The 25,012-nt window shown below is 75.4% G+C and carries 22 protein-coding genes; 10 read left to right on the top strand and 12 right to left on the bottom strand.

Going from position 1 to position 25,012, the window contains the following annotated elements; all coding sequences use genetic code 11:
• Window positions 1-123: 123 nt before the first annotated feature.
• Both upp and NP075_RS02530 read left to right on the top strand, forming a co-directional pair.
• Window positions 124-759, top strand: coding sequence for a uracil phosphoribosyltransferase (gene upp, locus NP075_RS02535; protein WP_227566336.1), 636 nt, complete (start codon window positions 124-126; stop codon window positions 757-759).
• Window positions 760-1,076: 317 nt separating this feature from the next.
• Window positions 1,077-1,457 (top strand): hypothetical protein, encoded by a 381-nt coding sequence (locus tag NP075_RS02530; RefSeq protein WP_227566337.1) that lies wholly within the window; start codon window positions 1,077-1,079, stop codon window positions 1,455-1,457.
• A gap of 115 nt (window positions 1,458-1,572) precedes the next feature.
• On the opposite strand, the gene NP075_RS02525 is transcribed toward NP075_RS02530, so the two are convergent.
• Window positions 1,573-5,514, bottom strand: coding sequence for a sigma-70 family RNA polymerase sigma factor (locus tag NP075_RS02525; RefSeq protein ID WP_256791444.1), 3,942 nt, complete (start codon window positions 5,512-5,514; stop codon window positions 1,573-1,575).
• Window positions 5,515-5,808: 294 nt separating this feature from the next.
• Between NP075_RS02525 and NP075_RS02520 the strand changes: the two genes are divergently transcribed.
• Window positions 5,809-6,762: a hypothetical protein gene (locus NP075_RS02520; protein ID WP_227564929.1), complete on the top strand. Its 954-nt coding sequence runs from the start codon at window positions 5,809-5,811 to the stop codon at window positions 6,760-6,762.
• Window positions 6,763-6,772: 10 nt separating this feature from the next.
• Window positions 6,773-7,528, top strand: a complete 756-nt coding sequence (locus NP075_RS02515) for a phosphotransferase (protein ID WP_227564928.1) — start codon at window positions 6,773-6,775, stop codon at window positions 7,526-7,528.
• Window positions 7,529-7,558: 30 nt separating this feature from the next.
• Here the strand turns inward: NP075_RS02515 and NP075_RS02510 are convergent, their stop codons facing one another.
• Window positions 7,559-7,855, bottom strand: coding sequence for a DUF1540 domain-containing protein (locus tag NP075_RS02510; protein ID WP_227564927.1), 297 nt, complete (start codon window positions 7,853-7,855; stop codon window positions 7,559-7,561).
• 310 nt (window positions 7,856-8,165) lie between these two features.
• Here NP075_RS02510 and NP075_RS02505 point away from each other — a divergent pair, with 310 nt between their 5' ends.
• The 4 genes from NP075_RS02505 to NP075_RS02490 are packed head-to-tail and all read left to right on the top strand — an operon-like array spanning window position 8,166 to window position 11,231.
• The gene (locus NP075_RS02505) at window positions 8,166-9,008 is read left to right on the top strand and encodes a DUF4397 domain-containing protein (protein ID WP_227564926.1); all 843 of its coding nucleotides are present in this window, start codon (window positions 8,166-8,168) and stop codon (window positions 9,006-9,008) included.
• A gap of 20 nt (window positions 9,009-9,028) precedes the next feature.
• On the top strand, window positions 9,029-9,769 hold the full coding sequence (locus tag NP075_RS02500; protein ID WP_256791443.1) for a class F sortase: 741 nt from the start codon (window positions 9,029-9,031) through the stop codon (window positions 9,767-9,769).
• Window positions 9,770-9,826: 57 nt separating this feature from the next.
• Window positions 9,827-10,399, top strand: a complete 573-nt coding sequence (locus NP075_RS02495; RefSeq protein WP_227564924.1) for an RNA polymerase sigma factor — start codon at window positions 9,827-9,829, stop codon at window positions 10,397-10,399.
• Window positions 10,383-11,231, top strand: coding sequence for an anti-sigma factor (locus NP075_RS02490; protein ID WP_227564923.1), 849 nt, complete (start codon window positions 10,383-10,385; stop codon window positions 11,229-11,231). The genes NP075_RS02495 and NP075_RS02490 overlap by 17 nt, the downstream gene beginning before the upstream one ends.
• Before the next feature lie 45 nt (window positions 11,232-11,276).
• Here NP075_RS02490 and NP075_RS02485 read toward each other — a convergent pair whose 3' ends face one another.
• The gene (locus NP075_RS02485) at window positions 11,277-12,827 is read right to left on the bottom strand and encodes a SulP family inorganic anion transporter (RefSeq protein WP_227564922.1); all 1,551 of its coding nucleotides are present in this window, start codon (window positions 12,825-12,827) and stop codon (window positions 11,277-11,279) included.
• 189 nt (window positions 12,828-13,016) lie between these two features.
• Window positions 13,017-14,978, bottom strand: coding sequence for a right-handed parallel beta-helix repeat-containing protein (locus tag NP075_RS02480; RefSeq protein WP_227564921.1), 1,962 nt, complete (start codon window positions 14,976-14,978; stop codon window positions 13,017-13,019).
• A gap of 166 nt (window positions 14,979-15,144) precedes the next feature.
• Between NP075_RS02480 and helR the strand changes: the two genes are divergently transcribed.
• Window positions 15,145-17,301: an RNA polymerase recycling motor ATPase HelR gene (helR, locus tag NP075_RS02475; protein WP_227564920.1), complete on the top strand. Its 2,157-nt coding sequence runs from the start codon at window positions 15,145-15,147 to the stop codon at window positions 17,299-17,301.
• Window positions 17,302-17,386: 85 nt separating this feature from the next.
• Here the strand turns inward: helR and NP075_RS02470 are convergent, their stop codons facing one another.
• From NP075_RS02470 to NP075_RS02445, 6 genes are all read right to left on the bottom strand, one after another.
• On the bottom strand, window positions 17,387-17,602 hold the full coding sequence (locus NP075_RS02470; RefSeq protein ID WP_227564919.1) for a CDGSH iron-sulfur domain-containing protein: 216 nt from the start codon (window positions 17,600-17,602) through the stop codon (window positions 17,387-17,389).
• Window positions 17,599-18,570 (bottom strand): glycosyltransferase family 2 protein, encoded by a 972-nt coding sequence (locus NP075_RS02465; protein ID WP_227564918.1) that lies wholly within the window; start codon window positions 18,568-18,570, stop codon window positions 17,599-17,601. Before NP075_RS02465 ends, NP075_RS02470 begins: the two co-directional genes overlap by 4 nt.
• Window positions 18,567-19,634 carry an iron-containing redox enzyme family protein gene (locus tag NP075_RS02460; RefSeq protein WP_227564917.1) on the bottom strand — a complete coding sequence of 356 codons (1,068 nt, stop codon included), beginning with the start codon at window positions 19,632-19,634 and terminating at the stop codon, window positions 18,567-18,569. Before NP075_RS02460 ends, NP075_RS02465 begins: the two co-directional genes overlap by 4 nt.
• A 172-nt stretch (window positions 19,635-19,806) precedes the next feature.
• Window positions 19,807-19,938 carry a chromosome partitioning protein gene (locus NP075_RS02455; RefSeq protein ID WP_227564916.1) on the bottom strand — a complete coding sequence of 44 codons (132 nt, stop codon included), beginning with the start codon at window positions 19,936-19,938 and terminating at the stop codon, window positions 19,807-19,809.
• The gene (locus NP075_RS02450; protein WP_227564915.1) at window positions 19,935-20,093 is read right to left on the bottom strand and encodes a hypothetical protein; all 159 of its coding nucleotides are present in this window, start codon (window positions 20,091-20,093) and stop codon (window positions 19,935-19,937) included. Before NP075_RS02450 ends, NP075_RS02455 begins: the two co-directional genes overlap by 4 nt.
• A 103-nt stretch (window positions 20,094-20,196) precedes the next feature.
• Window positions 20,197-22,122 (bottom strand): oxidoreductase, encoded by a 1,926-nt coding sequence (locus NP075_RS02445; protein WP_227564914.1) that lies wholly within the window; start codon window positions 22,120-22,122, stop codon window positions 20,197-20,199.
• 109 nt (window positions 22,123-22,231) lie between these two features.
• Between NP075_RS02445 and NP075_RS02440 the strand changes: the two genes are divergently transcribed.
• Window positions 22,232-22,780, top strand: a complete 549-nt coding sequence (locus NP075_RS02440; protein WP_227564913.1) for a TetR/AcrR family transcriptional regulator — start codon at window positions 22,232-22,234, stop codon at window positions 22,778-22,780.
• Between the two features lie 37 nt (window positions 22,781-22,817).
• Here the strand turns inward: NP075_RS02440 and NP075_RS02435 are convergent, their stop codons facing one another.
• Entirely contained in the window at window positions 22,818-24,092 is a 1,275-nt protein-coding gene (locus tag NP075_RS02435) for a PP2C family protein-serine/threonine phosphatase (protein WP_227564912.1), read from the bottom strand.
• A 118-nt stretch (window positions 24,093-24,210) separates the two neighbouring features.
• Window positions 24,211-24,708: a hypothetical protein gene (locus NP075_RS02430; RefSeq protein WP_227564911.1), complete on the bottom strand. Its 498-nt coding sequence runs from the start codon at window positions 24,706-24,708 to the stop codon at window positions 24,211-24,213.
• Between the last annotated feature and the right edge of the window lie 304 nt (window positions 24,709-25,012).

The raw sequence follows: 25,012 nt of genomic DNA, 5'->3' as shown, positions 1-25,012 counted from the left end.
CCGCGCACCTCCGATCGCACCCGCACCCCGAGCCGGCCCGCACCCCCGGTGCGACGCACGCCACCCGGACATCCGACCAGCATCCCAGGGTTGCCGGGCCGTGCGCGCACTACTCTGGCGGACATGCGCCTGCACGTCGCGGACCACCCGCTCGTCGCCCACAAGCTCGCCGTCCTGCGGGATGCCCGCACGCCGAGCCCGACGTTCCGTCAGCTCGTCGACGAGCTGGTCACGCTGCTCGCCTACGAGGCGACGCGCGAGGTGCGCACCCGGCAGGTCGAGGTCGTCACGCCCGTGGCGACGACGACGGGCGTGAAGCTCGCGAACCCCAGCCCCATCGTGGTGCCGATCCTGCGCGCGGGGCTCGGCATGCTCGAGGGCATGACGCGCCTGCTGCCGACGGCCGAGGTCGGGTTCCTGGGGCTGCAGCGCGACGAGGAGACGCTCGAGGCGATCACGTACGCCAACCGCCTGCCCGACGACCTCACGGGCCGGCAGTGCTTCCTGCTCGACCCGATGCTCGCGACGGGCGGCACGCTCGTCGCGTCGATCGACTACCTGCTGCAGCGCGGCGCGCGGGACGTCACGGCGGTCTGCCTGATCGCCGCCCCCGAGGGCATCAAGGTCGTCGAGGACTTCGTCGGCGACCGTGCGGACGTGCAGGTCGTCGTCGCCGCCGTCGACGAGCGCCTGGACGAGCACGCGTACATCGTGCCCGGCCTGGGCGACGCGGGCGACCGCCTCTACGGCATCGTCTGACCCCGCCGGCACGGCGGCGCGGCCCTCCGACGGGCCGGCCGCCGGCCCGCGACCGCGTCGTGCGAGGTGCCGACGCGTCCTGACGGACGGTCCCACGGCCTGAGACGGGCCGGATAACGGCTTGGGCAGCGCCGCTCGCCGTGCCACGATCGTCCGGTGAGTCCCGTGATGTCCCCCTTGTGCGCCGGCCCTGGCCGCCGCGTGCATGCGTGCGGGTGGTATCCGCGCTGCTGTCGGTCCTGACCGACCCCTCGGACCGTCCATCCCGCCGACCGTGGCCGCCCGCCGCCCGGTCACCCCGCTCACGGAGAACTCCCATGGCCTCGTCTGCACCACTGCGCAGCACCTCGCGCCGGCAGTCCCCCGCGCCGCTGACCGCGGCCCCCGTCGCGCCCGCCCCCGGCCCCCGCGCCGGCTTCGTGCTCTACGTCAGCATCCCCGACGACGAGCCCGGCGCCACCGCCGGCCGGCGCCCGACGACGGCCGAGATCGCCGAGACCGCCGACCTCCTGCGCGAGCTCGCGCAGGAGGCGCTGCCGGGCTCCGACACGTTCACGGCGCTGTCCCTCGTCGACGGCACCCCGGGCGACGTCCGGACGATCGGCGAACGCCTCACGCACCTGCGCCTGCTCGGCCCCGCGGACGACGCGGCACCGGGCACCCCTGACGTCCTCAGCGGCTCGGGGGACGCCGGCTGAGGACACGCGCTGCCGGGTCGGGACCGGGATCGGGGGACCCCGACCGGCCCGGCAGCGCACCTTCCGACGCGGTCGGCCGGCGGCAGCACCGGGGACCCGCGGTGTGGACCCGCGCTCAGCCTCGGGACGACCCGAGCAAGGGCGGGGCGGTGGTGCGCACCGTGACCACACCGATGAGGTACTGGTCGGTGGCCGTGGTGGGTGTCAGCGTGCCGACACCCGACGGCAGCGCGACCTCCGCGAACCCCTTGGCGTCGACGCCGAGGGAGTTGGCGTGGCGCCACCCCGTCGCGGTCGAGTCGAACGCGTTGGCGGACGACCCCCCACCGCCCGGCCCGGACCCGTCCCACCGCTGGGGGGTCAGCGCACCGACCCCGGACAGCAGGAGCCGGTCGCCGGCGGTGCTCCGGTCGCCGTCCCACGCGACGACCCCGATGCGGGTGAGCGCACCCGCCTCGGCGACGAACGCGAACGCGGGCGCCGTCGAGGACGTGCCGATCCACGCGCCACCCTGGTGGACCGTGACGGCGGACGCCCCCGCGGCGCCGGGCTCGGTCTGCGTGCCGTGCACGACGACGAGCGACCACCCGCCGTAGTAGCTGGGTTCACGGTCGCTGCGGGTGGCGCTCACCGCGGCGTCGGCCAGCGCCCACGCGCCCGCGCCGCCGGCCGCGACGAGCTCGGTGACGTCCACCGCGGCCTGGTAGTACTCCCGGCGGGCGTTGTCCGTCACGTACGTCACCGACCCCGCGGTGACGTCGGTCCACGTCCCGTCGGGGGCGCGCAGGCGCGCGGTGTCGCGCGGGGCGCTCCACTGGTCGGACGGGCCGCGGACCGCGGACCAGTACAGGCCGGCCCAGACGACCGGCCGCGCGTCCGGGACGTCGAGGTGCGTCGACGACGACACGGGCACCGACGCGCGCGGACCGCCCGGCGGATCGAGGTCGAGCGGGCGCATGGTGAAGCTGTTGTTGTCCCGGTCGCCGATCGCGACGGGGCACGTCGGCGCGTACGGCCCGACGCAGCCGAGCAGGGGCGCCCCGACCTCGACGACGTCCAGGTCACCGGTCCCGGACCAGACCGGCGTGAGGTTCGCGGACGACACGACGACCTGCGTGGACGCCGTGGCGGGCTGCGCCCCGGTCGCGGTCAGGCGCAGGCCCACGGTGCCGCGCACCGCGCCGGCGGCCCGCACGTCCACCTGCACCGGGACGACGGCCCCGGCCGCCAGCTCACCGAGGGCGCAGGTCACCTCGGCCCCGGCGGACGTGCAGCCGGACGTCTGGGGGCCGAGCGACGACGGGTCGGCGCTGATGCCCGGCGGCAGCGTCAGGGTGGCGCGGACGTCGGCGGCGGCCGCGGCCGGCCGGCCGTCGGGGCGGTGCGGGGCGACGCGCGCGACGAACGCGATCGTGCCGCCGCGCACCGCGTCGACGACGGCGGTCGCGTCCGTGACCGCGAGCAGCGGCTCGACGGCCCTGACCGCCACCGGCACGGGCCCGGCGGGCACGTCGGCGTCGGCACCGCCGACCGTGACCGTGACGGCACCGAGCGCTCCCGCGGTCCCCACGGGCGCGCTCAGCCGCGCGGCGACGGCGCTGCGGGCACCCGCCGGCAGGTCGGCGGTGCACACCGCGTCGCCGGCGGCGGGCGTGCACGTCCAGCCGGCACCGGTGACGTCCTCGACGACGGCGCCCTCGGGCGCGTCGAGGGTCAGGGTCGCGCCCGGCGCGGCCAGGTCGCCGCCGTTGGCCACCACGAGCGGGAGGACGGCCGGCGTCCCGGGCGCGACGTCGAGGGCGGTGGGCGCCTCGACGCCCAGCGTCGCGGGCCGCACGAGCGTGTAGGCGACGTCGCGGGTCTCGACCGGCCGGTACGCGGACGGCGTCAGTCGTACGTGCACGGCACCGGACCCGGTGGCCGCACCGGGGGCGCCGCTGAGGACGACGGACAGCGTGGAGTGCTCGAACGCGGCGAGCGCGTCGTGCCGGCAGGTCAGGCGCGGGCCGTCCGCCGGAGCGCACACCCACGGGAGGGCGGCCGTCCCGGTCACCCCGGCGGGGAGGTCGAGCTCCACGACGGCCGGCGCGCCGGGTGTCACCGCGCGGCCACCGGCGTTGCGGACCGGCAGCTCGAACGTCCGCGAGCGCCCGGTCACCAGCTGCACGTCCGACGGCACCCCGTCACCGAACGCGAGGCGCGCGGGCGAGGAGGCGACGGTGACCCGGATCGGTGCGGGCTCCCACGTGCGCCCGGTGCCGGCGATCCGCACGCGCACCGCCTCGTCGCCCGACGCGTGGTACGACTCGTCGACGCCGACCGTGAGGGCGAGCAGGGCGTCCTGGCCCGGGGGCAGCTCGTCCAGGGTGCAGGTCGCGGTCCGTCCCTCGGCGCCCGTCACGCACAGCCACGTGACCGGGTCGCCGGGCGCGAACCCGAACCCGATGGTCACGTTGCCGCCGCTCTCGAGCGTGACCCCGACCGGCAGGTCCACGTCGGCGACCAGCCCGGCGGCCGGCAGCCCGCCGGCGTTGCTCACCGTGAGCTCGATGGGCTGACCGCCGGCACCCGCGGTGAGCGTGATGCCGCCGGCGGGGGCCGCGACCACCACGTCGGCGGGCAGCGGGTCGGGGTCGGGCGACGGCGAGGCGGCGGGCGGGTCCGTCGGCCCAGGACCCGTCGGCGCGGGCGCCGCGGCCGTCGGCGCACCGGTGGCCCCGCCTGTCGGCCCGCCGGCCGGCAGCGGGCGGGCGGGCGGCGTCGCGCGCGCCGCCGCGCGGTGCCGCGTCGACCGCGTCGTCGCGTCGTCGGATGGGTCCGGCGACGGCGCCGGGGAGGTCGTCGGGACGCCCGTCGGCGAGCTGCTCGGCCCCCGTGCCACGTCGGCGCTCGGCGAGGCGGACGCCGTCTGCGACGCGCCGGACACGTCGGGCGTCGGTTCCGCCTCCGCGCCGTCGGGACCCGACAGCAGCTGGACGACGCCGACGACGACCACGACGACGACCGCCGCGACGGCGGCGACCGCGGCGACCGCGCTCGCCGACGCACCGGCGAGGACACCGGTGGCCCCGACCGCCGCGACCCCGCCGGCGGCCGTGCCCGTCCCGGCGACAGCTGCCCCTCCCGCGCCCGACGCACCGCCCGACGCGCCGCCGCCGGACGCCGCTCCCGCGCCACCGGAGCCTGACGCCCCGGCCGCGCCGGCGGGCTGGGCGAGGGCCGCGGTGCCGGCCGCGAGGCCGCCGCCGACCGGCAGCGGGTGGCGCAGTGCGCCGAGGCCCAGCAGCCCGAGCACGAGGGGCGCGACGACCGCGCGCATGCCGTGGTTGACGTCGCCGAGCTCCAGGACGAGCGTGCGGCAGTCGCCGCAGCCGTCGAGGTGCTCCTCGACCTGCCGCGTGTCGCGGGCGCCGAGCCCGCCACGGACGTGGGCACCGAGCTTTCCGGCGACGGCACGGCAGCCGTCGTCGAGGGGGTCCTGCAGGTGCTGCTGGAGGTACGCCTGCCGCAACCCTTCCCGCGCTCGGTAGGCCAGCGCGGCGGTGCTGTTGGCGGTCAGGCCGACGATGGGGGCGATCTGGGCGGGCGTCAGCCCTTCGACCTCGCTGTGCCACAGCACCTCGCGCCAGCGCTCGGGCAGCGAGCGGAACGCCCGGGCGACGACGCTGCGCTCGAAGCCCGCCAGCGTCGGGGCCTCGGCGGTCTCGACGGGCGCCGACGCGGTCTCGAGGGTCGCGACGTCGTCGGTCGGCTCGACCCGGCGTCCGGCGGAGCGGTGCACGGCGGCGACCCGGCGGACGACGGTGAAGAGGTAGGCCCGGAAGGCGGCCTCCGGGCCACCTCCGCCGAGGATCGCGCGGTGGACGTTCGCGAACGCGTCGGCGACGACGTCCTCGGCGTCGGCGGCCGAGTCGGTGTACTGCCGGGCCACGACGAGCGCCGCACCGGCGTGTCGCTCGTAGAGGTGACCGTAGGAGGCCGCGTCACCCGCGCGGGTGGCGCGCAGGAGCCCGGCGTCATCCTCGATGACGCCGCCCTCGTTCGCGCCTAGCACCACGCCGCGTCCTCGTCAGGTCGTCGTCAGGCCGTCGTCGTGCCCCCACGACCTGCGGTACAGCGTGCCATACCCGACCGATGGGATGAACAGGACGCCGGGTTGCGGGTACTTCGTCCGGTGAAGCGCCTGCCCAGGTGAGAGGCCCCTTCCGGGCCGGTCGCGGCGCGCCGCGCCGTCGGTGCGACGACTCGCTCGACCGGGTGACGACAGGGCCGACCGGGTGACGGTGCGGCCGAGCGGGTGAAAACACCCGGAGCCGCGTCACGATCCGCCACCTGCCCCCTCTCTACCGGTGTGACGACCAACATCGGCAAGGACGGGCGCGCCCTGCCCGAAGGGCTGCGGGAGCGCTGGCGGGACGAGAGCGTCGGGTCCGTGTGGCGACGCCCGTCCGACTGGTACCACCCCGCCGTCGACGGCCTCGCGGTCGCGGTGCTCGCGGGCGGGGACCCCGCGCCCGCCGCGTGGGAGCTCGGCCGCGCCCGTGGGGAGCACGGCGTGGGCATCGGCGAGGCCCTGGACGACCTGGTGTGCCTCTACCGCTCGACGGGCCGCCCCACGCCGCCCCTGGACGCGGTGCGCGCGCTCAACGAGGGCTGGTCCGACGCCCAGGCGGCGCTCGTCACGACCGGGGCCTGCGTGGACCCCGAGACAGGGCTGCCGACCCAGCAGTACCTGGCGGTGCGGCTCGCCGAGGCGTACCTCTGCGCCGAGCAGGACGACGTGGACCCCGCGATGCTGCACCGGCTCGTGGTGGTCGACGTCGCGGCCGGCCACGTCTCGGGCCTGATGCGGGCGGCCCGGTCGGCCGCCGTGGGTGCGGCGATGCGGGAGGCCTTCGGCGCCGGCCACCCGATGGCGACGCTCGGGGGCGGCGTGTTCGTCGCCCTGGTGCGCACCGACGACGACGTCGACGCCCGCGTGGCGGACCTGCGTGCCGACGTGGCACGGCGCTGCGACGACGTCGAGGTGCGCATCTGCGTGCGCCAGCCGGCGCGCGTGTGGGTGGAGCCGCTGCCCGAGACGCACTCCCAGGCCGTCCAGCGGCTGTCCCACCTGGCCCGGCCCGAGCCGTGGGCGGGCATCCCCCGCCCCGCCGACCCCGCGGACGACGCCCAGGCCCTCGGCGCCGCGCTGCCGCCGGGCCTGCTGACCGCCGACCTGTGGCCGTACGGGGCGACCGGAGTGCGGGAGGACCCGTCCCGGGGTGCGGATGCCCCCGAGACAGATCCGGGCGAACAGGACTAACGTCGATGGCATGCCCCCGGCCGACGTGATCCCGGAGGGCGGCGAGGCGCCGCCTGCTGACGTCCCCGGACCGCTCCTGACGTCCGGCACGTCGGCCGACGTGTACGCGCTCGACGACGAGCGCGTGCTGCGGCGCTACCGCGAGGGTCGGGACGCGGCACCCGAGGTCGCGCTCCTGCGGCACGTGCACGCCCACGGCTTCCCCTCGCCGGACGTGCTGGACGCGTCGGGCTCGGACATCGTCATGACGCGGCTGCACGGCCCGACGCTCCTGCAGGCCCTCGGTGCAGGCGAGATCTCGCTCCCGGACGCCGCGCAGGTGCTGGCCGACCTGCACGCCGGGCTGCACGGGGTGCCCGCACCCGAGTCGTGGAAGGTCGCCGCGGACCACGACTGGCCGTCGCTGAGCGGCGGTCCCGTCGTCGTGCACCTCGACCTGCACCCCGGCAACGTCATCCTCACGGAGTCCGGCCCCGGCGTCGTCGACTGGGCCAACGCGCGCACCGGCACCGCGGAGCTGGACGTGGCGATCACCGCGGTGCTCATCGCCGAGGTCGTCGTCGACGCCGGCGGCGACTACTCGCAGGCCGCCCGCGTGCTGCTGGCGGCGTTCCTGCACGCCAGCGACGTCTCACCGGTCCCGGCGCTGGAGGACGCGGCGGGCCTGCGCGCCGTCGCGCCGCTGCTCCTGCCGGGCGAGCGCGAGCTCGTCCCGCAGGCCGCGGCGCTCGTGCGCGCGATGGTGGACGTCACCGCGCACCCCTGACCGACCAGTCACCCCCGACCGGCGGGCGCGTCAGAGCGGCGCGTACGTGAGGCAGTCGGCGAGGTCGTGCCCGGCGCCGATGCGCACGGACGGCGCGCCGCACTCCAGGTGGGAGTTGTGCGAGCAGTCCTGGCGCTGGCACGCGCCGACGTGCGAGACGACGCGGTCCAGGCCGCCCTTGACGCTCAGCGGGATGAACGTGGCGCACTGCGCGTCCCCGGTCCCACCGATGGTCACGGCGGCGGCGTGGCAGGACGAGTGGTCGTTGTACGAGCAGCCGGCGACCGAGCACTCGGCCACGGGGGGGAGCTCTGCGAGGGTGCTCATCTGGGGAACCTCCGGGGAGTGGGACGTGGGGCGTACGTGTCGACGCTAGACCCGTCCGGCGGCCCCCGCCAGCAAGCAAGTACTGGCTTACCTGCAGGTCAGAGGCGGTTTTTAACGCAAGGTCGCTGTTGCGCAAAGGGCGTCCGTGCAGGTCCGGACGCCCCTCGACGGCGCCCGCCCGGCACCGGCGCCGGCGGCCCGCGGAAGAAAACTCGCCCCGGGTGCATCCGGATGCGCCCGCCCGAGGGAAGTAGGGGTGTCAGCACGTCGTCGCCCGCCATCGCGCGGGCCCCATGGAAGGACCCCCTCGATGCGCGCACGACTCCTCACCGGCACGGCCGCCGGTGCTCTGGCCCTCGGCCTCGTCGCCACGTTCGCGGCACTGCCCGCGACCGCGGCCACCGGCAGCACCGCCAAGCTCTCGGTGCTGCACGGCGTCCCCGACCTCACGGTGGACGTGTGGGTGAACGGCGAGCGGACGCTCGACGACTTCACGCCCGGCACCCTCGCCGGCCCCCTCGACCTGCCGGCCGGGACCTACACCGTGGCGATCACGGCCGCGGACGCGACCGACGCGTCGTCGCCGGCGATCGGCCCGGTCGACCTCCCGCTCGAGGGCGGCAAGAACTACACCGCCGTGGCGCACCTCGACGCCGCCGGCGCCCCGACCGCCACGCTCTTCACCAACGACACGGCACCCACCGCGGCCGGCCAGGGTCGGCTCACGGTGCGCCACGTCGCCGCGGCTCCCGCCGTCGACGTCCTCGCCGGTGGTCAGGCCGTCATCACCAACCTGAGCAACCCGAACGAGCAGACGCTCGACCTGCCGGCCGGCACGGTGTCGGCCTCCGTCGTCGCGGCGGGGACCACCGAGCCCGCGCTGCTCGGCCCGGCCGACGTCCCCGTCACCGAGGGCGCCCTGACCGTCGTCTACGCATGGGGCTCGCTCGACGCGGGCAACCTCGCGCTCGCGACGCAGACCGTCACGGGGCTGCACTCCGACCCGGCGGGCGTGCAGGCCGGCCAGGTGGGCCTCGCGGCCGACAGCTCGCCGGTCCTGCCGGTCGCGCTGACCATGCTCGTCGTCGGCGGCGTCACCGGTCTGGCTCTGGCCGGCCGCGCGGTGTCCCGCCGCGCGACGGTCGGTCGCTGACCCTCCGGAGGCGGAGCACCGTGACCCACGACGTGCCCGGCGGCCGGCCGACCTCAGACGGTCGGTCGCCGGGCACCCGCACCGCCCGCCGCCGCGCGCGCACCACGCGCGCGGCGGCGCTGGCCACCCTGCTGGCACTCGCCGCGGCGTGCGGGTCCACCACCGCCGACGCGCCGGCACCCCCCACGGCACCGCCCACGTCGGCGGTGCCGACCACGTCGCCCTCGGCGGGGCCGGCCGGCCCGGACGTGCCGCTGCGCGACGCGGACCTCGGGGCGCAGCCGGCGCCCGCGGCCGCCCCCGCGCCGACGCGGCTGGTCGTGCCCGACCTGGGCCTGGACATGCCCATCGACGCCGTGGGCGTGGAGGAGGACGGGACGATGGAGATCCCGCAGGACGCGGGCCGCGCCGGCTGGTACCGCTTCAACCCCGCACCGGGCGACCCCGCCGGCGCCACCGTCCTGGCCGCGCACGTCGACTCGTGGACGACCGGCATCGGCCCGTTCTCCCGCCTGCGCGAGGTGGCGCCCGGGGCGCGCGTGGAGGTCACCACCGCGGACGGCGTCGTGCACCCGTACGTCGTGCGGGACGTCACCCAGGTGCCCAAGCAGGACGCGCCGGTCGAGCAGTGGTTCGACCGCGAAGGGGCGCCACGACTCGTCCTGGTCACCTGTGGGGGAGCGTTCGACCGCGAAGTGGGGCACTATGCCGACAACGTCGCGGTGACCGCCGACCCCGTCGTGGACGGCGCAGGTGGATGAGCGCCGTGAAGCGCACCCCGTGCGCGCGGTACCGGGACGGTGACGGAAGGAGCGCGGGTGAGCACGTCGGCCACCGTGCCCGACGACGTGGAAGGGCTGGGTCGTGCCTTCGCGTCGGGGGACGAGGCGGCGATCGGCGAGGCGTACCGCCGGTGGTCGGCCCTGGTGCACACGGTCGCGCTGCGCTCGCTCGGCGACCGGACGGAGGCCGAGGACGTCACCCAGCAGGTGTTCGTGGAGGCGTGGCGAGGGCGTGCACGTTTCGACCCGGACCGTGCCCGACTGCCGGCGTGGCTGCTGGGCATCACCCGGCACGCCGTCGCCGACGCCCACGAACGACGCTCCCGCGAGCGCCGCGTCCGCGAGCAGCCGGAGGTGGCCGCGGACCCGCAGCGCGTCCCGGTGGCGACGCTCGACCAGCGGGTCGTCGACCGGGTGGTCGTGGCCGACGCCCTCGACGACCTCGGTGACCCGCAGCGCACGATCCTGCGGCTCGCGTTCTTCGACGACCTCACGCACGACCAGATCGCCGTCAGACTGGGACTGCCGCTCGGGACCGTGAAGAGTCACGTGCGGCGTAGCCTGGCGCGCCTGCGGACCCGATGGGAGGTGGATGGTGCCGTTCGATGACCTGCACGTGGACGACGAGACGCTCGCCCTCCTCGCGCTCGGTGAGCAGGTGGGCACCGCCGACGACCACGACCACGTCGCGGCGTGCCCGCGGTGCGCGGACGAGCTCGCGGCGCTGCACGGCGTCGCCGCCCTGGCCCGCGAGTCCGGCCCCGACCCGCACCTCGTGACGCCCGACCCGCAGGTGTGGGGCCGCGTGGCGGCCGAGCTGGGGCTGGGCGAGCGCGCGCACGCGGCTGCGCGCGGCGAGCTCACGGAACGGTCGGACGTCGAGCGGTCGGACGTCGAGCACCCGGACGCCGCGCCGACCGCTCCCCCGCCGCCGGCCGCCGACCCCTCGGCGCCCGGCGCGCCCGCGGAGCCGCCCCTCGCCACCGTCACACCGCTCGCGTCGCGCCGGCGGGTGCGCCGCGCGTGGCTGGCGGTCGCCGCGGCGGCCGGTCTCGTGGTCGGTGGTGCCGGCGCGACCGCCTGGGTGCAGCTGCGGACGGACCCGTCGACGGTCCTGGCGTCCGCGGTGCTGGAGCCCTTGCCCGGCTGGTCGCCGACCGGCACGGCCGAGGTGCGCACGGCCCGCGACGGGTCGCGCGAGCTCGTCGTCGACCTGGACTCCGCCCCCCAGGGGGACGGGTTCCTCGAGGTCTGGCTGCTGCGGCCCGACGTGTCGGGCCTGGTCAGCCTCGGGACGCTCGACGGCACGAGCGGCACGTTCGCGCTACCGGCCGACCTGGACCTCGCCGAGTACCCGGTGGTCGACGTCAGCGACGAGCCGCTGGACGGCGAGCCCGCGCACTCCGGGGTGTCGGTGGTGCGGGGCGCGCTCGACGCGTGAGCACTCGGCGCGTGAGCACTCGGCGCGCGCCGGCGGTCGCCAGGCTCAGTGCCCCGCTCCCAGGTTGCCGGCGAGGCGGCCGTGCCGCTCGGCGCTGTGCGCGTCCATGCCGACGATGGTGACGGTCTTGCCGCGCGTCGCGTACTTGTGCGTGATGGCGTCGAGGGTCGCGACCGTGGACGCGTCCCACACGTGCGCGCGGCTCATGTCGATGACGACGTCGTCGGGGTCGCCGGCGTAGTCGAACTGGTAGACGAGGTCGTTCGACGACGCGAAGAACAGCTGCCCCTCGACGGCGTACACGCGGCGGCCGTCGTCGTCGCTCGCGTCGAGCCGGGTGACCGTGGTGACGTGGGCGACGCGGCGGGCGAACAGGACCATGGCCAGCAGGACGCCCGCCAGGACGCCGTAGGCGAGGTTGTGGCTGGCGACGGTGACGACGACGGTCGTGAGCATCACGGCCGTCTCCGAGCGCGGCATGCGGCGCAGGGTGCGCGGGTGGACCGAGTGCCAGTCGAAGGCCCCCACGGACACCATGATCATCACCGCGACGAGCGCGGCCATCGGGATGACCGCCACCACGTCGCCCAGCCCTACGACGAGGACGAGCAGGAACACCCCGGCCAGGAACGTGGAGATCCGGGTGCGGGCACCGGAGATCTTCACGTTCATCATCGTCTGGCCGATGACCGCGCAGCCGCCCATGCCGCCGAACAGCCCGGTGACGATGTTGGCGCCGCCCTGGCCCCACGCCTCGCGGGTCTTGTCCGAGTGCGTGTCCGTGATGTCGTCGACGAGCTTGGCGGTCAGCAGGGACTCCAGGAGCCCGACGAACGCCACGGCCACCGCGAAGGGCGCGATGGTCCGCAGGGTGTCGAGGGTGGGCGGCACGTCGGGCCACAGCAGCGACGGCAGCGACTCGGGCAGGGCGCCCTCGTCGCCGACGGTGGGCACGTCGAGGCCGGCGAGCACGGCGGCGCCCGTGAGCAGCACGACCGCGACGAGCGGCGGGGGGACGGCCGTCGTCCAGCGCGGCAGCAGCACGATGACCAGGACGCCGACGGCGACCAACGGGTACACGAGCCACGGCACGCCCACGACGTGCGGCACCTGGGACATGAGGACGAGGATCGCCAGCGCGTTGACGAAGCCGACCATGACGGAGCGCGGGATGAACCGCATGAGCCGGGCCACCCCGAGGAGCGCCAGCGCCACCTGGATGACGCCCGCCAGGACGATCGTGGCCATGAGGTGGTCGACGCCGTGCTCGCGCGCGACCGGCGCGACGACCAGGGCGACCGCCCCCGTGGCGGCCGAGATCATCGCGGGCCGGCCACCGAGGAACGCGATCGTCACGGCCATCGTGAACGACGCGAACAGCCCGACCCGCGGGTCGACGCCGGCGATCACCGAGAACGCGATCGCCTCGGGGATGAGGGCCAGCGCCACGACGAGCCCTGCGAGCACCTCGGTGCGCAGCCGACGCGGGGACCGCAGGGCCGCGAGTACCGAGAAGGACTCGTCGGCCTCGGGGACGGCGGGGGCCACCACGGGTGCGGGATCGGCGGAGGGCGGGGTCGGTCGGTCGTCAGGCATGCGGGCTTTCCGTCGGTGAGGGCTGTGGCGGGCCGCGACGGGTTCGCGCCGACCCGGCGCGACGACCAAACGGCCCCCGCCACGCTAGCGCCTCCTGCCACCACCCCCCGACCCACCCGTGAGACAGAGAAATCCGGGACTTCAGTGCCCGGATTCCTCTGTCTCACGGGGCGTGCCCGTCGGCGGGGCTCAGGCCAGGCGCACCCGGGCGCCCGTCAGGCCACCGGCGAGCGGGCCGGCGGGGAACGTGCCGACCAGGCTGTCGCCCAGCAGGTCCGTGTCGAGGCGCAGCGTGCCGCCGTCGGGCTCCTCGAAGTCGGCCCCGACCAGCCGCGTGGGCGGCAGGTCGGTGCCCGTGACCAGGTCGAGCACGGCGGCGTCGGCCCCGGGCACGTCGACCTCGAGCCAGACGCCGTCGTCGGTCGTGACGACCTCGACGCGCGCCGGCCCGTCGAGCACCAGCGGGTCGGACTCGACGTCCGCGGGGCGCGCCCCGCCGACGAAGACGTTGCCGCGCGACCAGTACGGCTGCACGCGGCTGGCGAAGCGGTTGTGGTCGCCGTCCCAGCGGTCGCCCATCTCCGTCAGGTACTGCTCGAGCGACGTGGGGTAGCCGTCGTACGCGCTGGTGCCCGTCTGCGAGCCGATGCGGCCCCACGACGTGGGCGCGTACGCGACGTCGAGGTCGCCACCGGCGAACACGTTGCCGATCCAGCGGTCGTCGCCCGTCAGGGTGATCGCGTAGCCGGCGACCTGCGTGGAGTGCGGCCGGTGGTACGGCGTCGCGCGATCCAGCATCTGCTTGAGGCCGACGGTCCCGCACAGCAGGTTGCGCACGTACGCACCGCCCTGGCTGTGGTTCTCCACCGACACGGGCGACGCCAGGACGTTGTGGTCGACGACGTACGGGCCGTGGCTGACCTCGATGAACAGGTCACGGCTGTTGTCCCACAGGACGTTGCGCGTGATGCGCGTGCCCTGCGTCTGCCAGTCCAGCCAGATGCCCAGCGAGCAGTCGTGGATGCGGTTGTTCGCGATGACGACGTCGATCGGCGCGTGCAGCTTGATACCCGCGATCTCGTGCCCGTAGAACTCGCGGTCGTTGGCGATGTCGTGGATGTGGTTGTCCTCGATGCGCGAGAACACGCAGCCCAGGTGCCCCACGACCGCGTTCTGGCCGCAGTGGTGGATGCGGTTGCGCCGCACGACGTGCGAGCCGATGTGCTCGCGGTCCCAGCCGATCTGGCGGGCGGCGAACACCGACTCGAGCTGGTACTGGTAGCCGGGCTTGTCGCCGCGGTCGGACGCGTAGTTGTCGCCCGTCGACGCCTCCTTGCCCAGCGAGACCGCCGAGCACGTCGCGTCGTGGATGTCGTTGTCCTCGATGACCCAGCCGCGCGCCCAGTTGGGGCCGACGAGGCCCGGCTGGTTCGCCGTCGGGGGTGCCCACTGCGTCGCCGCCTGCGCGAGCTCGAAGCCGCGCACGGTGATGAAGTCGACGTGGTGGTCGGTCGGCCAGAAGACCGTGGGACGCACGTTGATCTCGACCAGCGCCGCGTTCGGGTCCGCGTCGCCGAAGCCCGCGTGGATCGTCGTGACGTCGGCGCCCACCTCGGCGTGCCAGACGCGCTGCGTCCAGTCGGGGTCGGGGACGGGGACGGTGGTCCCGGTCCAGTCGTCCACGAGCTCGGTGCGGCGCGGGGCGGACGCGACGGCGTCGACGCTCGCGACCTCGAGGAGACGACGGCCGTCCAGGTACACGGCACCGAGGTGCTTCTTCGGGTCGTCACGGCCGGGGCGGACGATCCAGTCGCCGTCGATCTCGACGGCGAACGGGTTGACCTCGCCGAAGAGCGTGTTCGGCACCTCGACGCGCCACACGCCGCCGCCGACCGGCTCCCAGCCGGTGACCTGCTCGGAACCCGTGATGCGCACGTGCTCACCGGGAGCGGCCTGGTAGGTGATGCGGCGGTCCTCGCTGCGACCGCCGCGGCGAGGGCGGACCCACTCGCGGTAGGTGCCGGCGTGGACGGTGACGGTGTCACCGGGGCGGGCGAGCTGGGCCGCGCGGTCGATCGTGCGCAGCGGGGCGTCCGGGGTGCCGGCGGCGTCGTCGGATCCGTGGACGGACACGTGGATAGCGATTGCCATGGGAGGACTTTACCCAGCCATGGCGATGCCTGCGAGCAACGCGCGTAGGCTCGCCTCCGTTTCCAACGTATAGCGCACCGGGGGTCTTGCGGCAAGACCCGGTCGACGGCGCATGATCACCGCTCACGCCCGCGCCGACGGCGCCGTACGACCCGGAGCTGATGCCGTGCCTCCCGTCTCCACCCGCGCCTTCGCCCTCCCCGAGAGCCGCGCCGCCAAGGCCGACCCGGCGCTGGTCGGCCGTGACGAGCAGCAGCTCGCCGCGCTCGCGGCCACGCTGGAGCAGCAGGTCGCCGAGCTGCGGGAGCGCGTGGTCGAGCTGCGTCGCGCCCCGGGCCGCCACGGCCAGGCGGCGCTGGACCGCGACCAGGACATCCACCGCCTGAGCAGCCGGCTGCGGCTCCTGGAGCGCTACGGCCTGGACCTGTGCCTCGGCCGGATGGTCCTGGCGGACGACCCCGAGCCCGTGTACGTCGGGCGCATCGGGCTGACGAGCAGCGCCGGCGAGCGCCTGCTCGTCGACTGGCGGTCCGCCAGCGCCGCACCGTACTTCGCCGCGACCCTCGCGCACCCGATGGGCCTGGTCAGCCGCCGCCGGTACCGGTGGAGCGGCGGCCGGATCACCGACTACTGGGACGAGGTGTTCACGCCGGACGGGTACGACCAGCAGGCCGCGCTGGACGACCAGTCGGCGTTCATCGCGAGCCTCGGCGCGAGCCGCTCGCCGCAGATGCGCGACGTGCTGGGCACGCTGCAGGCCGACCAGGACGCGATCATCCGCGCCGGCGCGCGCACCCCGCTCGTCGTCGACGGCGGGCCGGGCACCGGCAAGACGGTCGTCGCCGTGCACCGTGCGGCCTACCTGCTGCACTCCGACCCGCGCCTGCGGGACCGGCACGGGCGCGTGCTGCTGGTCGGGCCGCACCAGCCGTACCTGTCGTACGTCGCGGACGCGCTGCCCGGGCTGGGCGAGGAGGGCGTGCAGACGTGCACGCTGCGGGACCTCGTCCCCGAGGGCGCCGTCGCGACCGCCGAGACCGACGACCGCGTCGCGCGCCTGAAGGCGTCGGCGGCGATGGTCAGGGCGATCGAGCCGGCCGTGCGGTTCTCCGAGCGGCCGCCCACGCAGGGGATGCGCGTGCAGACGCCGTGGGCCGCGGTGACGCTCAGCCCTGACGACTGGGCCGACGCGTTCGACGCCCCCGACCCGGGCACGCCGCACAACGAGGCGCGCGACCAGGCGTGGGAGGCGCTCGTCGAGATCGTCGCGGACGGCCACGGGGCCGACGTCCCGGCCGACCAGCTGCGCCGCGCCCTGACCCGCGACACCGAGCTGACCAGCGCGTTCAACCGCGCCTGGCCGGTCCTCGAGCCCACCGACGTCGTGGCCGACCTGTGGTCCGTGCCCGCGTACCTGCGCCTGTGCGCGCCGTGGCTGACGCCGGACGAGGTCCGCCTGCTGCAGCGCGACGACCCGCGGGCCTGGACCGACGCGGACCTGCCGCTGCTCGACGCGGCCCGCCGCCGCGTGGGCGACCCCGCCGAGTCCCGGCGGCGGCGCCGGCGCGCCGCGACGGTCGCGGCCGAGCGGGAGTACATGTCGCACGTCGTCGACAACCTCGTCGCGGGCGACGACTCCACGCTGGGCGTCATGCACATGCTGGGCGGCGACGACCTGCGCAGCGCGCTCGTCGACGAGGCCGGGCTGCCCGGCGCCGACCCGGACCTGCTCGCCGGGCCGTTCGCGCACGTCGTGGTCGACGAGGCGCAGGAGCTCACCGACGCGCAGTGGCAGATGCTGCTGACGCGCTGCCCGTCGCGCAGCGTCACGATCGTCGGCGACCGCGCCCAGGCGCGGCACGGCTTTCCCGAGTCGTGGTCCGAGCGGCTGGAGCGCGTCGGGCTGCGCGGCGTCACCGTGACGTCGCTCAGCATCAACTACCGCACGCCGGTCGAGGTCATGGCCGAGGCCGAGCCGGTGATCCGTGCCGCGGTGCCGGACGCGAACGTGCCGACGTCCGTGCGGACCACGGGCCTGCCCGTCGTGCACGGCGCACGCCGCGACCTGGCGACGGTCGTCGAGGACTGGCTCGCGTCGCACGAGGGCGTCGCGTGCGTGATCGGCGACCCGACGTTCCCGGCCGGCCCGCGCGTGCGGACGCTCACCCCGCAGACCGCGAAGGGCCTCGAGTTCGACCTCGTCGTGCTCGTCGACCCCGCCGCGTTCGGCGACGGCGTCGAGGGGGCCGTGGACCGGTACGTCGCGATGACCCGCACGACCCAGCAGCTGGTGGTGCTGACGGGCGGACGCGCCCCGGCGTGACTGGATCGCACTCTCACCACCTGGGGGTGGGCCCACCTGGGGGCAGCCCCGTATCTGGGGGTGGGCCGACGTCAGCAGCCGCGCGTCAGTCCGCCGTGCGGAAGCCGTTGACCTTGTGCGTCCCGTCGCACCACGGCGGGGTGCCGGTGCCGCCGCAGCGGCACAGCGCGACGGTGCGACGCGCGGGCACAAGGACCTCGCCGTCCGCGCCGACGATCTCGATGGAGCCGCGCACCAGCAGCGGGCCGTCGGGGCAGGGGGTGATGCGCACCGGCCCGCGTGGCTCGTCACGCGCGGTCATGCGACGAGCCCCAGGCCCCGGCGCAGCCGGCGCGGCGACGACGCGGCCGCCCGCAGCCGGGTGCCCGCGTACGGGACCCCGCCGGAGAAGCGGTAGCCCAACGCCAGCCAGGAGCAGACGGCGCGCTCGACGACCCACGCCGGCGCCCACGCGGCCGACGTCGCCGGGAAGTGCCGCGCACCACCGTCCCGCCGGCGGCCGACCTCCGCGACGGTGACCGCCACGGCCACCGCCACCGCCGCGACCCGCACCGCGCCGTACCGCCGCGCGGCCGCCACCAGCAGGGGCGCCGCCGCGAGCTCGGCCAGGAGGCGCGCGGGCTGGGCGTGGCTGTCGTACGCCTGGCGCAGCCGCTGCTCCGCGAACCGCCGGGGCGTCGGCGGCACGCGCCGCACGACCAGGTCGCGTGCGACGTGGGCGGCGCCGCCGCGGGCCTGCACCGTGCGGACCATCTCGAGGTTCTCGAACAGCACGTGGTCCGCGTAGCCGTGCACGGGCAGGGCGTCGCGCCGCACGACGAGCGTGCCGGGCCAGTCGCCGCCGAGCGCGCGGTTCACCAGCGAGCGCGCCGTGTCCCAGCGGGCGTGCCACGGCAGGGGGTGGAAGACGTTCTGCGGGCGCACCAGGTCGACCTCGTCGAGCAGGCGCAGCGCGCGGGCCAGCGTCGCCGGCTCCCACCGCACGTCGTCGTCCGCCACGACGACCAGCGGGTGGTGCGACACCTCCAGCCCGCGGCGCACCCCCAGGACCTTGCCGTTGCTTCCGGCCCGTGGCTCCGGCGCCGCGACGTGCACGACGTCGCGCGGCAGCACCTGGGCGTTGCGCTCCCGGACGTGCGCGGGCGACCCGTCGACGAGCACGACGGTCACCTCGCGCACCAGCCCGACGATGTACGTCAGGGCCTCGGTGCCGAGCGGGTCGTCGCTGCGCCGGGGCAGCACGTACACGGCGTCCGGGTGGTGCGTCACGGCAGCGGCTGCCGCAGCGACGTGCCACCGGCCTCCCACCGGTCGAGCACGTGCTGCGCCCACCAGCCGTCGAGCGCGAGGCACGCGGCCGCGCCCCACATGACGTCGGCGCCCAGGGTCGGATCCTGCTCGACGAGCCGGCCGGCGAGGTCGCGTCCGGCGATCTGCTCGTGCACCGCGTCGGCCTCGACGTGCTCGTCGAAGTACTCCGTGACGTCGCCGCCCAGGCCGATGCGTCGCATGCCGTTGCCGTACAGCCGGTTGGGGATCGACGACGTCATCTCGAACGCCGCGAGGTGCCCGACGATCGCGCCGCGCAGCCGACGATGCAGCCCGAACATCGACATGACGTTGGGGTGCGCGAGGGTGATCGCGGGGACGTTGTCGACGTAGCGCCCGTACGTGTCGTCGAGCCCGAGGCCGCGCATGGCGGTGGCGAACAGTGCGGCGTGCTGCCGCTCGGGGTCGCCCGCGCCGTACTCGTCGGACTGGATCTCCATGAGCGCGACCTTGGGCGCGCCCCCGAGCCGCGGGACTACCCACGTGTGCGGGTCGGCCTCCTTGAGCTGATAGACCGACCGGTGCACCAGGAGCTCCTCGAGGTGCTCACGCTGCGCCCGGCGCGCGATCCAGCGCGACATGCTGGGGCCGTCGTCGGACGACGTGAGGTCGAACAGGGCGGTGGCGACGGCCTGCGCCGACGTCTCCTGCGGGACGGCGGCCGTGACGCGGGCGCGCAGCTCGCCCTCCACGGCCCGCTCGAGCGCCGCGCGCGCGGCCAGGACGTCGGGCTGCCACTCCCAGTCGTCGTCCACGCCGTCCAGGCCGCGGTAGTGCAGCTCGTACATGCACGTCAGTGAGAGCTGGACATCCTCGTCCTCGAGCCAGGAACCGGTGGGTGCGGCGAGGACCGCGGCCGTTTCGCCTGCGAGCGAGGCGGGGTCGCCCGCAGCGGCGAGCACCTGCAGCAGGGCGTCGCTGAGCGGGCCGCGCGGGGTGGGCAGCGGCATCGGCGACTGCGCACTGAGGGCTGCGGGCGCGGGGTGCGGCAGCTGGGTGGTCATGCGGGCTCCTCCTGCAGGTCACGCGCCCTGCTCGGCGCCCGCTCATCGTTGCGCCACCCCTGGGGACCCGCCACCGGGAGGGCGGACGTCACACCGATGCCACCGTCGGCACCCGGCGCGGGTCAGCGGGCCCGGCCCCGCTCAGCGCGCGGCGGCGCCGACGCGCAGCCGGTCAGGACCCGGCCTCGCCCTCGCCGTCCGGGGCGTTGCCCTCGTGGTCGTCGGGGATCGGGTCGGGGTCGACGCCGAGCGACGGCAGGTCCGGCTGCTTCTCGTCGAAGCTGTCCGGCAGGTGCTCGCTCACGTGTCGTCCCGCGGGTTGAGGTTCCCGGGCTCGGCGTCGGTGTCGACGTCCTCGTCCGGGTCGCCGCTCGCCGCCGCGCCGGTGCGCGGGTTGAGGCTCGCGGGGTCGGTGTCGGGGTCCTTGTCCGGGTCGTACCCGGTCGTCTCTTCGCTCATGGCCCCACGTTCGCACCGGCGCGCGGGCCTCGCACGCCGAGGTCGACGCAACGGGTGTGAAGGGTTGTTGCCGGATATCGGCAACAACCCTTCACACCGTCGGTCAGATCGCGGCGCCGGCGGCGTAGCCCGCGTGGATCGCGTCGCCGACCTTGGAGGGCTGCACGCAGTCGCCCACGACGTGGGTGGCCGGGCGGTCCGCGAGCGCGTCGGGCAGGTCGCGGTCGGGGCGGACGCCGAAGGCCAGCAGCGCCGTGTCCGCCGGGAGCTCGACCGGGCCGTCGGGGCCCTCGCAGGCCACCGCGTCGCCGCCGACGGCGGTCACCCGGTGGCCCGTGAGCACGCGCACACCGACCTCGGCCAACCGCCGCAGCAGCGCGACGCGGTTGTGCACCACCATGTCCGCCGCGATCTGCGGCGCGGCCTCGACGATCGTCACCTCGTGCCCGTCGAGCGCGAGCTCGAGCGCGGCGTCGGCCCCCGACAGGCCCCCGCCGCAGACCACCACACGCGGTCCGACGTGCGCGCCGCGGTGGAAGTCGAGCACGTGCACCGCGGACAGGCCGTCGGCACCCGGGACGGGCGGTGCCCAGGGCGTGGAGCCGGTGGCGACCACGACCGCGTCGGCGTCGGTGACCTCGGGGGCGTCGGCGGTGACCTCGTGACCGAGGTGGACGGTCACACCCAGGCGCGCCATCTCGCCCTCCCACCAGTCGACCATGCGGTGCAGCTCGCGCTTGAACTCGGGGGTCGCGGCGGGCTCGAGGACGCCACCGAGCCGCGGCCCACGCTCGTAGAGGTCGACCTTGTGGCCGCGCTCGGCGGCGACGCGTGCGGCCTCCAGCCCGCCGGGGCCGCCCCCGACGACCGTGACCGCGCGGACCACCGGCGTCGGCAGCAGCACCCGCGTCGCCTCCTGCGCGGCCTCCGGGTTGACCGAGCACCCCAGCGCCTTGCCGGCGACGACGTTGCCGATGCACAGCTCGTTGCAGCGGATGCAGGGACGCACCTGCTCGGGGCGACCCTCGGCGACCTTGCGGACCAGGTCGGGGTCGGCGATGACCATGCGGCCGAAGCCGACGAAGTCCGCCGTGCCGGCGGCCAGAGTCTGCTCGGCCAGGTCGGGCGTGAGGTTGCCGTTGACGGCGACGGGGATGCGCAGGACGGGCTTCACGACCTCGGCGTCCGGCAGGTACACGCCGTCGCCCATGTAGTACGACGGGAACGAGTAGTCGATCGCCTCGTAGGAGCCGGCGTCGACGAGCAGCACGTCGAGCCCGGCGTCCTGCAGGATCACCGCGAGCTCGCGCGCCTCCTCGGGCGTGCGTCCGCCCGGGAAGCCCTGGCGCACAGAGATCCGCATGGACAGCGGGAAGTCCGCACCGCCCTCCTCGCGCACGATCCGGATCATCTCGGTGGCGAAGGTCGCCCGGCCCCGGACGTCCCCGCCGAAACGGTCCGTGCGGGTGTTCCACACGGCGGCCATGAACTGGTCCGTGAGGTAGCCGGTGTGCCCGTGCAGGTCGATCGCGTCGAAGCCGCACTCCAGTGCGCGGCGGGTCGCTGCGCGGAACCGGTCCAGGATGTCCTCGACCTGCTCGGTGCTCAGCGCGCGGCAGCGGACGCTCGGGTCCATGAGGGTGGGGCAGTCGGACGCCGAGAACGGGGGCAGACCGCCGGGGCCGCCGGGCATGATCCGCCCGAGCCCCGGGGTGAGGTTGGCGCTGATGAGCCCGCCGGCGCGGTGCACCTCGGCGACGGCGTCGCGCAGCGGGGCGACGTGCCGGTCGTGGGTGAGGCTGATGGTCGAGCCGGTGGGCAGGTCGTAGACGTCCTGCGTCTGGATGGACTCGGTGATGAGCAGGCCGACGCCGCCGCGCGCCCGCGCGACGAGGTAGGCGACGCCCGAGGCGGAGATCGTGCCGTCGGCGTTCGCCGTGTGGGTGCCCATGGGCGGCATGAAGGTGCGGTTGGGCAGCTCGAGGGAGCCCCAGCGGGCGGGCTCGAGCATGCGGGGGTGGCGCGTCACAGGGCTCCGATCAGGGAAGGGATCGAAACGGACGGCCGCGTCCGTTTCTGTTCCCGAGTATTCCGGCGGCCCGCCCGCGACGCCGGGATCAACGTCCTAAACTCCCCGGGTGACCTCCGCGCGACGGGACGCCGCGCGCAACCGCGCCGCCGTGATCGCCGCCGCCGAGCGCGTCTTCGCCGCCCGGGGCCTGTCCGCCCCGCTCAGCGAGGTCGCCCGCGAGGCGGGGGTCGGCCGCGCGACCGTCTACCGCCACTTCCCCGACCGGTACGCGCTGGCCGCCGGGCTCTACGGCAGGCACCTCGACGACGCCGCGCGGCTCGCCGCCGAGCGCGCGGGGCAGCCCGGCACGTTCGAGGCCGTCGTCCGGCGCATCGCCGACGGCCAGCGGCAGCTCGCGGGCCTGTTCCCCCTGCTGCGCTCGGCGCCCGACGCCGCCGGCCACCTCGACGCCCTGGGCGAGCGCATCGGCACCCTGGTGACCCGGCCGCTGGCCGATGCCATCGAGCTGGGCGAGGTCTCCCCCGACGTCACGGTCGCCGACGTCCACCTCGTCCTGATGATGGTCGAGGGCGTGCTCGCCTCCCAGGACGACGACGCGCGCGACGCCGCGCTCGACCGCGGGCTGACGATCGCGCTCGCGGGGCTGCGGCCGTGACCGTCCGGGCCCGCGCCCACGTCAGCCGCTGACGCGCCTACCGGGCGGCGTCCGCCCCGTGGTGCGTCCGGCGGTGCGTGGAGCCGCCGTGCCACTCGAGCAGCAGCAGGGCGGCGTCGTCCTGGACGTCCGCGCCGACCTTCTCGAGGAACATGCGCGAGATGTCCTGCGCGACGTTGCGGGGGTGCTGGTCCGCCGTGTCGCGCAGTGCCGCGGGCAGGTCGAACGCGGCGGCGCTGCGCTCGAGCATGCCGTCGGTCATCAGCAGGAGCCGGTCTCCCGGGTACATCTCGATCTCCTGAGCCTGGTACTCGTGCGGCCGCATCCCGAGCAGCGGGTTGTTGGCGGGAGCGACGGTCGTGACGTGACCGTCGTGGAGCAGGAGCGCGCCGGGGTGGCCGGCGTTGATGATCCGGACCACGGTGCCCTCGCCGCTGCCCTCCTTGTCGTCCACCGACCGGAGGTCGATGTCGAGGAGCATCCCGGTGACGTAGGCACCGCCGTGGGGGACGCCCTGGTCGATGAGGGCCATGTTGGCGGCGTGCGCCTGCTCGACCAGGTCGGCCCCCTGCCGGCGGGCGTTGCGCAGCGCGTTCACCGTGAGCGTCGCGATGAGAGCGGCGTTGAGGTCGTGCCCGGTGGCGTCGGTGAGGGTGGCGATCAGCCGGTCACCGGACGCCACGTAGTCGAACGTGTCGCCGGCGGCGCTGGCGGAGGGCTCGAGCCAGCCGGCGATCGTGAAGGACCCGCCCTCGCACACGAAGCCCAGCGGCAGCAGCCGACGCTGGATCTCCCGGGGCAGGGTGAACTCGGCCGAGCGCATGGCCGTCTCGTAGGTGTCGGTGTGGCGCTGGTTCGCGACCAGCACGTAGGCCAGGGCGTGGGCGACGGCGGCGAGCTGCTCGGCGCGGACCGGGTCGAGCTCGCCGTCGGCGGCGTCCGCACCTTCCTCCGTGCCGTCTCCTGCGCCGTCCGCCGTCGCGTCGCTCGATGGCAGCTGCACCGCCAGGACGCCCAGCGCGTCGCCCCGCACGGTGACGGGTGCGTACGCGCGCCGGTGCGCGGCGTCGTGGACGATGCACTGCCCGCGCCACGCACGCCCCGGGTCGGTGCCGTCGAGCGAGAAGCGGGTGGCGGGGTCGCCGTGGTCGATGAGGGTGTTCCCCGCCGCGTCGGCGATCAGGAACGTGGCCGACTCGACGCCCAGGCTCCGCCGCAGGGCGTCCGCCGCGGCCGACATCGCGTCGGCCGGGGAGACGTCCTCCGCGGCTGTGAGCAGGGCAGAGATGTCGACTCGTGGGGTGGGCGTCACGCCACAACCGTGCCACGCCTCCCGGACGGCCGCACGAGAAGTGCCCGCGAGGGTGCACGTACAGCACGAGCGGTGGAAGGGACGCCGTAAGCGCCCTTCCACCGCTCGTCCGGACGTGTCAGCGCGTGGCGGAAGCGCCCTGCTGGTAGGTGTCGACGCGGTCGTCACCCTCCACGTCCTTCGCCAGCAGGAAGGCGCCGACGGCCCAGACCGCCCCACCGACCAGGCCGACCCACACGCCGATGTCGGTCGCCAGACCGTCACCGCGCTCGAGGCCGCCCATCGGGTTGATCGCGAAGGCCAGGCACTGGATGGCCGCGGCGATGCCGACGGCCATGGTGACCAGCGTGAGGCCGCGGTGCTGGCCGCGCCGGGCCAGCTTGTTCGCGTAGAGCAGGGCGACGAGCAGCCCGAGGCCCAGGTAGGCGATGAACGGGACGACCGAGTCGGTCTCGTAGCCCGTCCTCGGGTCGGCGTCGCCGCCCGGGTTCACCCAGTTGAGCAGGGGCGAGATGTTGAACAGCACGATCCCGAGGGCGGCGACGACCAGGCCGGTGGTCGCCGCGCGGCGAGGCTCGTGGTCGGCGTTGCCACCGTTTGTGCGGGGTGCAGCCATGAAAGCCTCCAGTGGGGGAAACGGTTGTGCGTGAACCTCAACCGTTGCACCCCGGAGTCGGTCACGCGACCTGAACGGCATTTTTCGGGCATTCTGGCCCGATTCCGCAGAAACGGGTTCCCCCATATCGGCGCGCGGGCGCCCGTGCAACATCGAAGCGTTTCACCACTGGATGCCGCCGTCCTGCTACGCCACCGTGAGGCCGTTGTGAACGTTCACGGCTGGGTCGGACGCGTGACACGTCGGCCTCGAGACGACGCCCGGTGACTCGGCGCCCACCCGTGACGCCCCGGTGGACACCGAC

Origin of the sequence: Cellulomonas wangsupingiae (assembly GCF_024508275.1) — a bacterium.
Classification (GTDB): Bacteria; Actinomycetota; Actinomycetes; order Actinomycetales; family Cellulomonadaceae; genus Cellulomonas; species Cellulomonas wangsupingiae.
This window is presented reverse-complemented; position numbering and strand designations above follow the sequence as displayed.

Coding starts and splice junctions, on each gene's coding strand:
- upp (WP_227566336.1), top strand. CDS start 124: ATGCGCCTGCACGTCGCGGACCACCCGCTCGTCGCCCACAAGCTCGCC.
- NP075_RS02530 (WP_227566337.1), top strand. CDS start 1,077: ATGGCCTCGTCTGCACCACTGCGCAGCACCTCGCGCCGGCAGTCCCCC.
- NP075_RS02515 (WP_227564928.1), top strand. CDS start 6,773: ATGCCCCCGGCCGACGTGATCCCGGAGGGCGGCGAGGCGCCGCCTGCT.
- NP075_RS02510 (WP_227564927.1), bottom strand. CDS start 7,855: ATGAGCACCCTCGCAGAGCTCCCCCCCGTGGCCGAGTGCTCGGTCGCC.
- NP075_RS02505 (WP_227564926.1), top strand. CDS start 8,166: ATGCGCGCACGACTCCTCACCGGCACGGCCGCCGGTGCTCTGGCCCTC.
- NP075_RS02490 (WP_227564923.1), top strand. CDS start 10,383: ATGGTGCCGTTCGATGACCTGCACGTGGACGACGAGACGCTCGCCCTC.
- NP075_RS02485 (WP_227564922.1), bottom strand. CDS start 12,827: ATGCCTGACGACCGACCGACCCCGCCCTCCGCCGATCCCGCACCCGTG.
- NP075_RS02480 (WP_227564921.1), bottom strand. CDS start 14,978: ATGGCAATCGCTATCCACGTGTCCGTCCACGGATCCGACGACGCCGCC.
- NP075_RS02470 (WP_227564919.1), bottom strand. CDS start 17,602: ATGACCGCGCGTGACGAGCCACGCGGGCCGGTGCGCATCACCCCCTGC.
- NP075_RS02460 (WP_227564917.1), bottom strand. CDS start 19,634: ATGACCACCCAGCTGCCGCACCCCGCGCCCGCAGCCCTCAGTGCGCAG.
- NP075_RS02450 (WP_227564915.1), bottom strand. CDS start 20,093: ATGAGCGAAGAGACGACCGGGTACGACCCGGACAAGGACCCCGACACC.
- NP075_RS02430 (WP_227564911.1), bottom strand. CDS start 24,708: ATGGCTGCACCCCGCACAAACGGTGGCAACGCCGACCACGAGCCTCGC.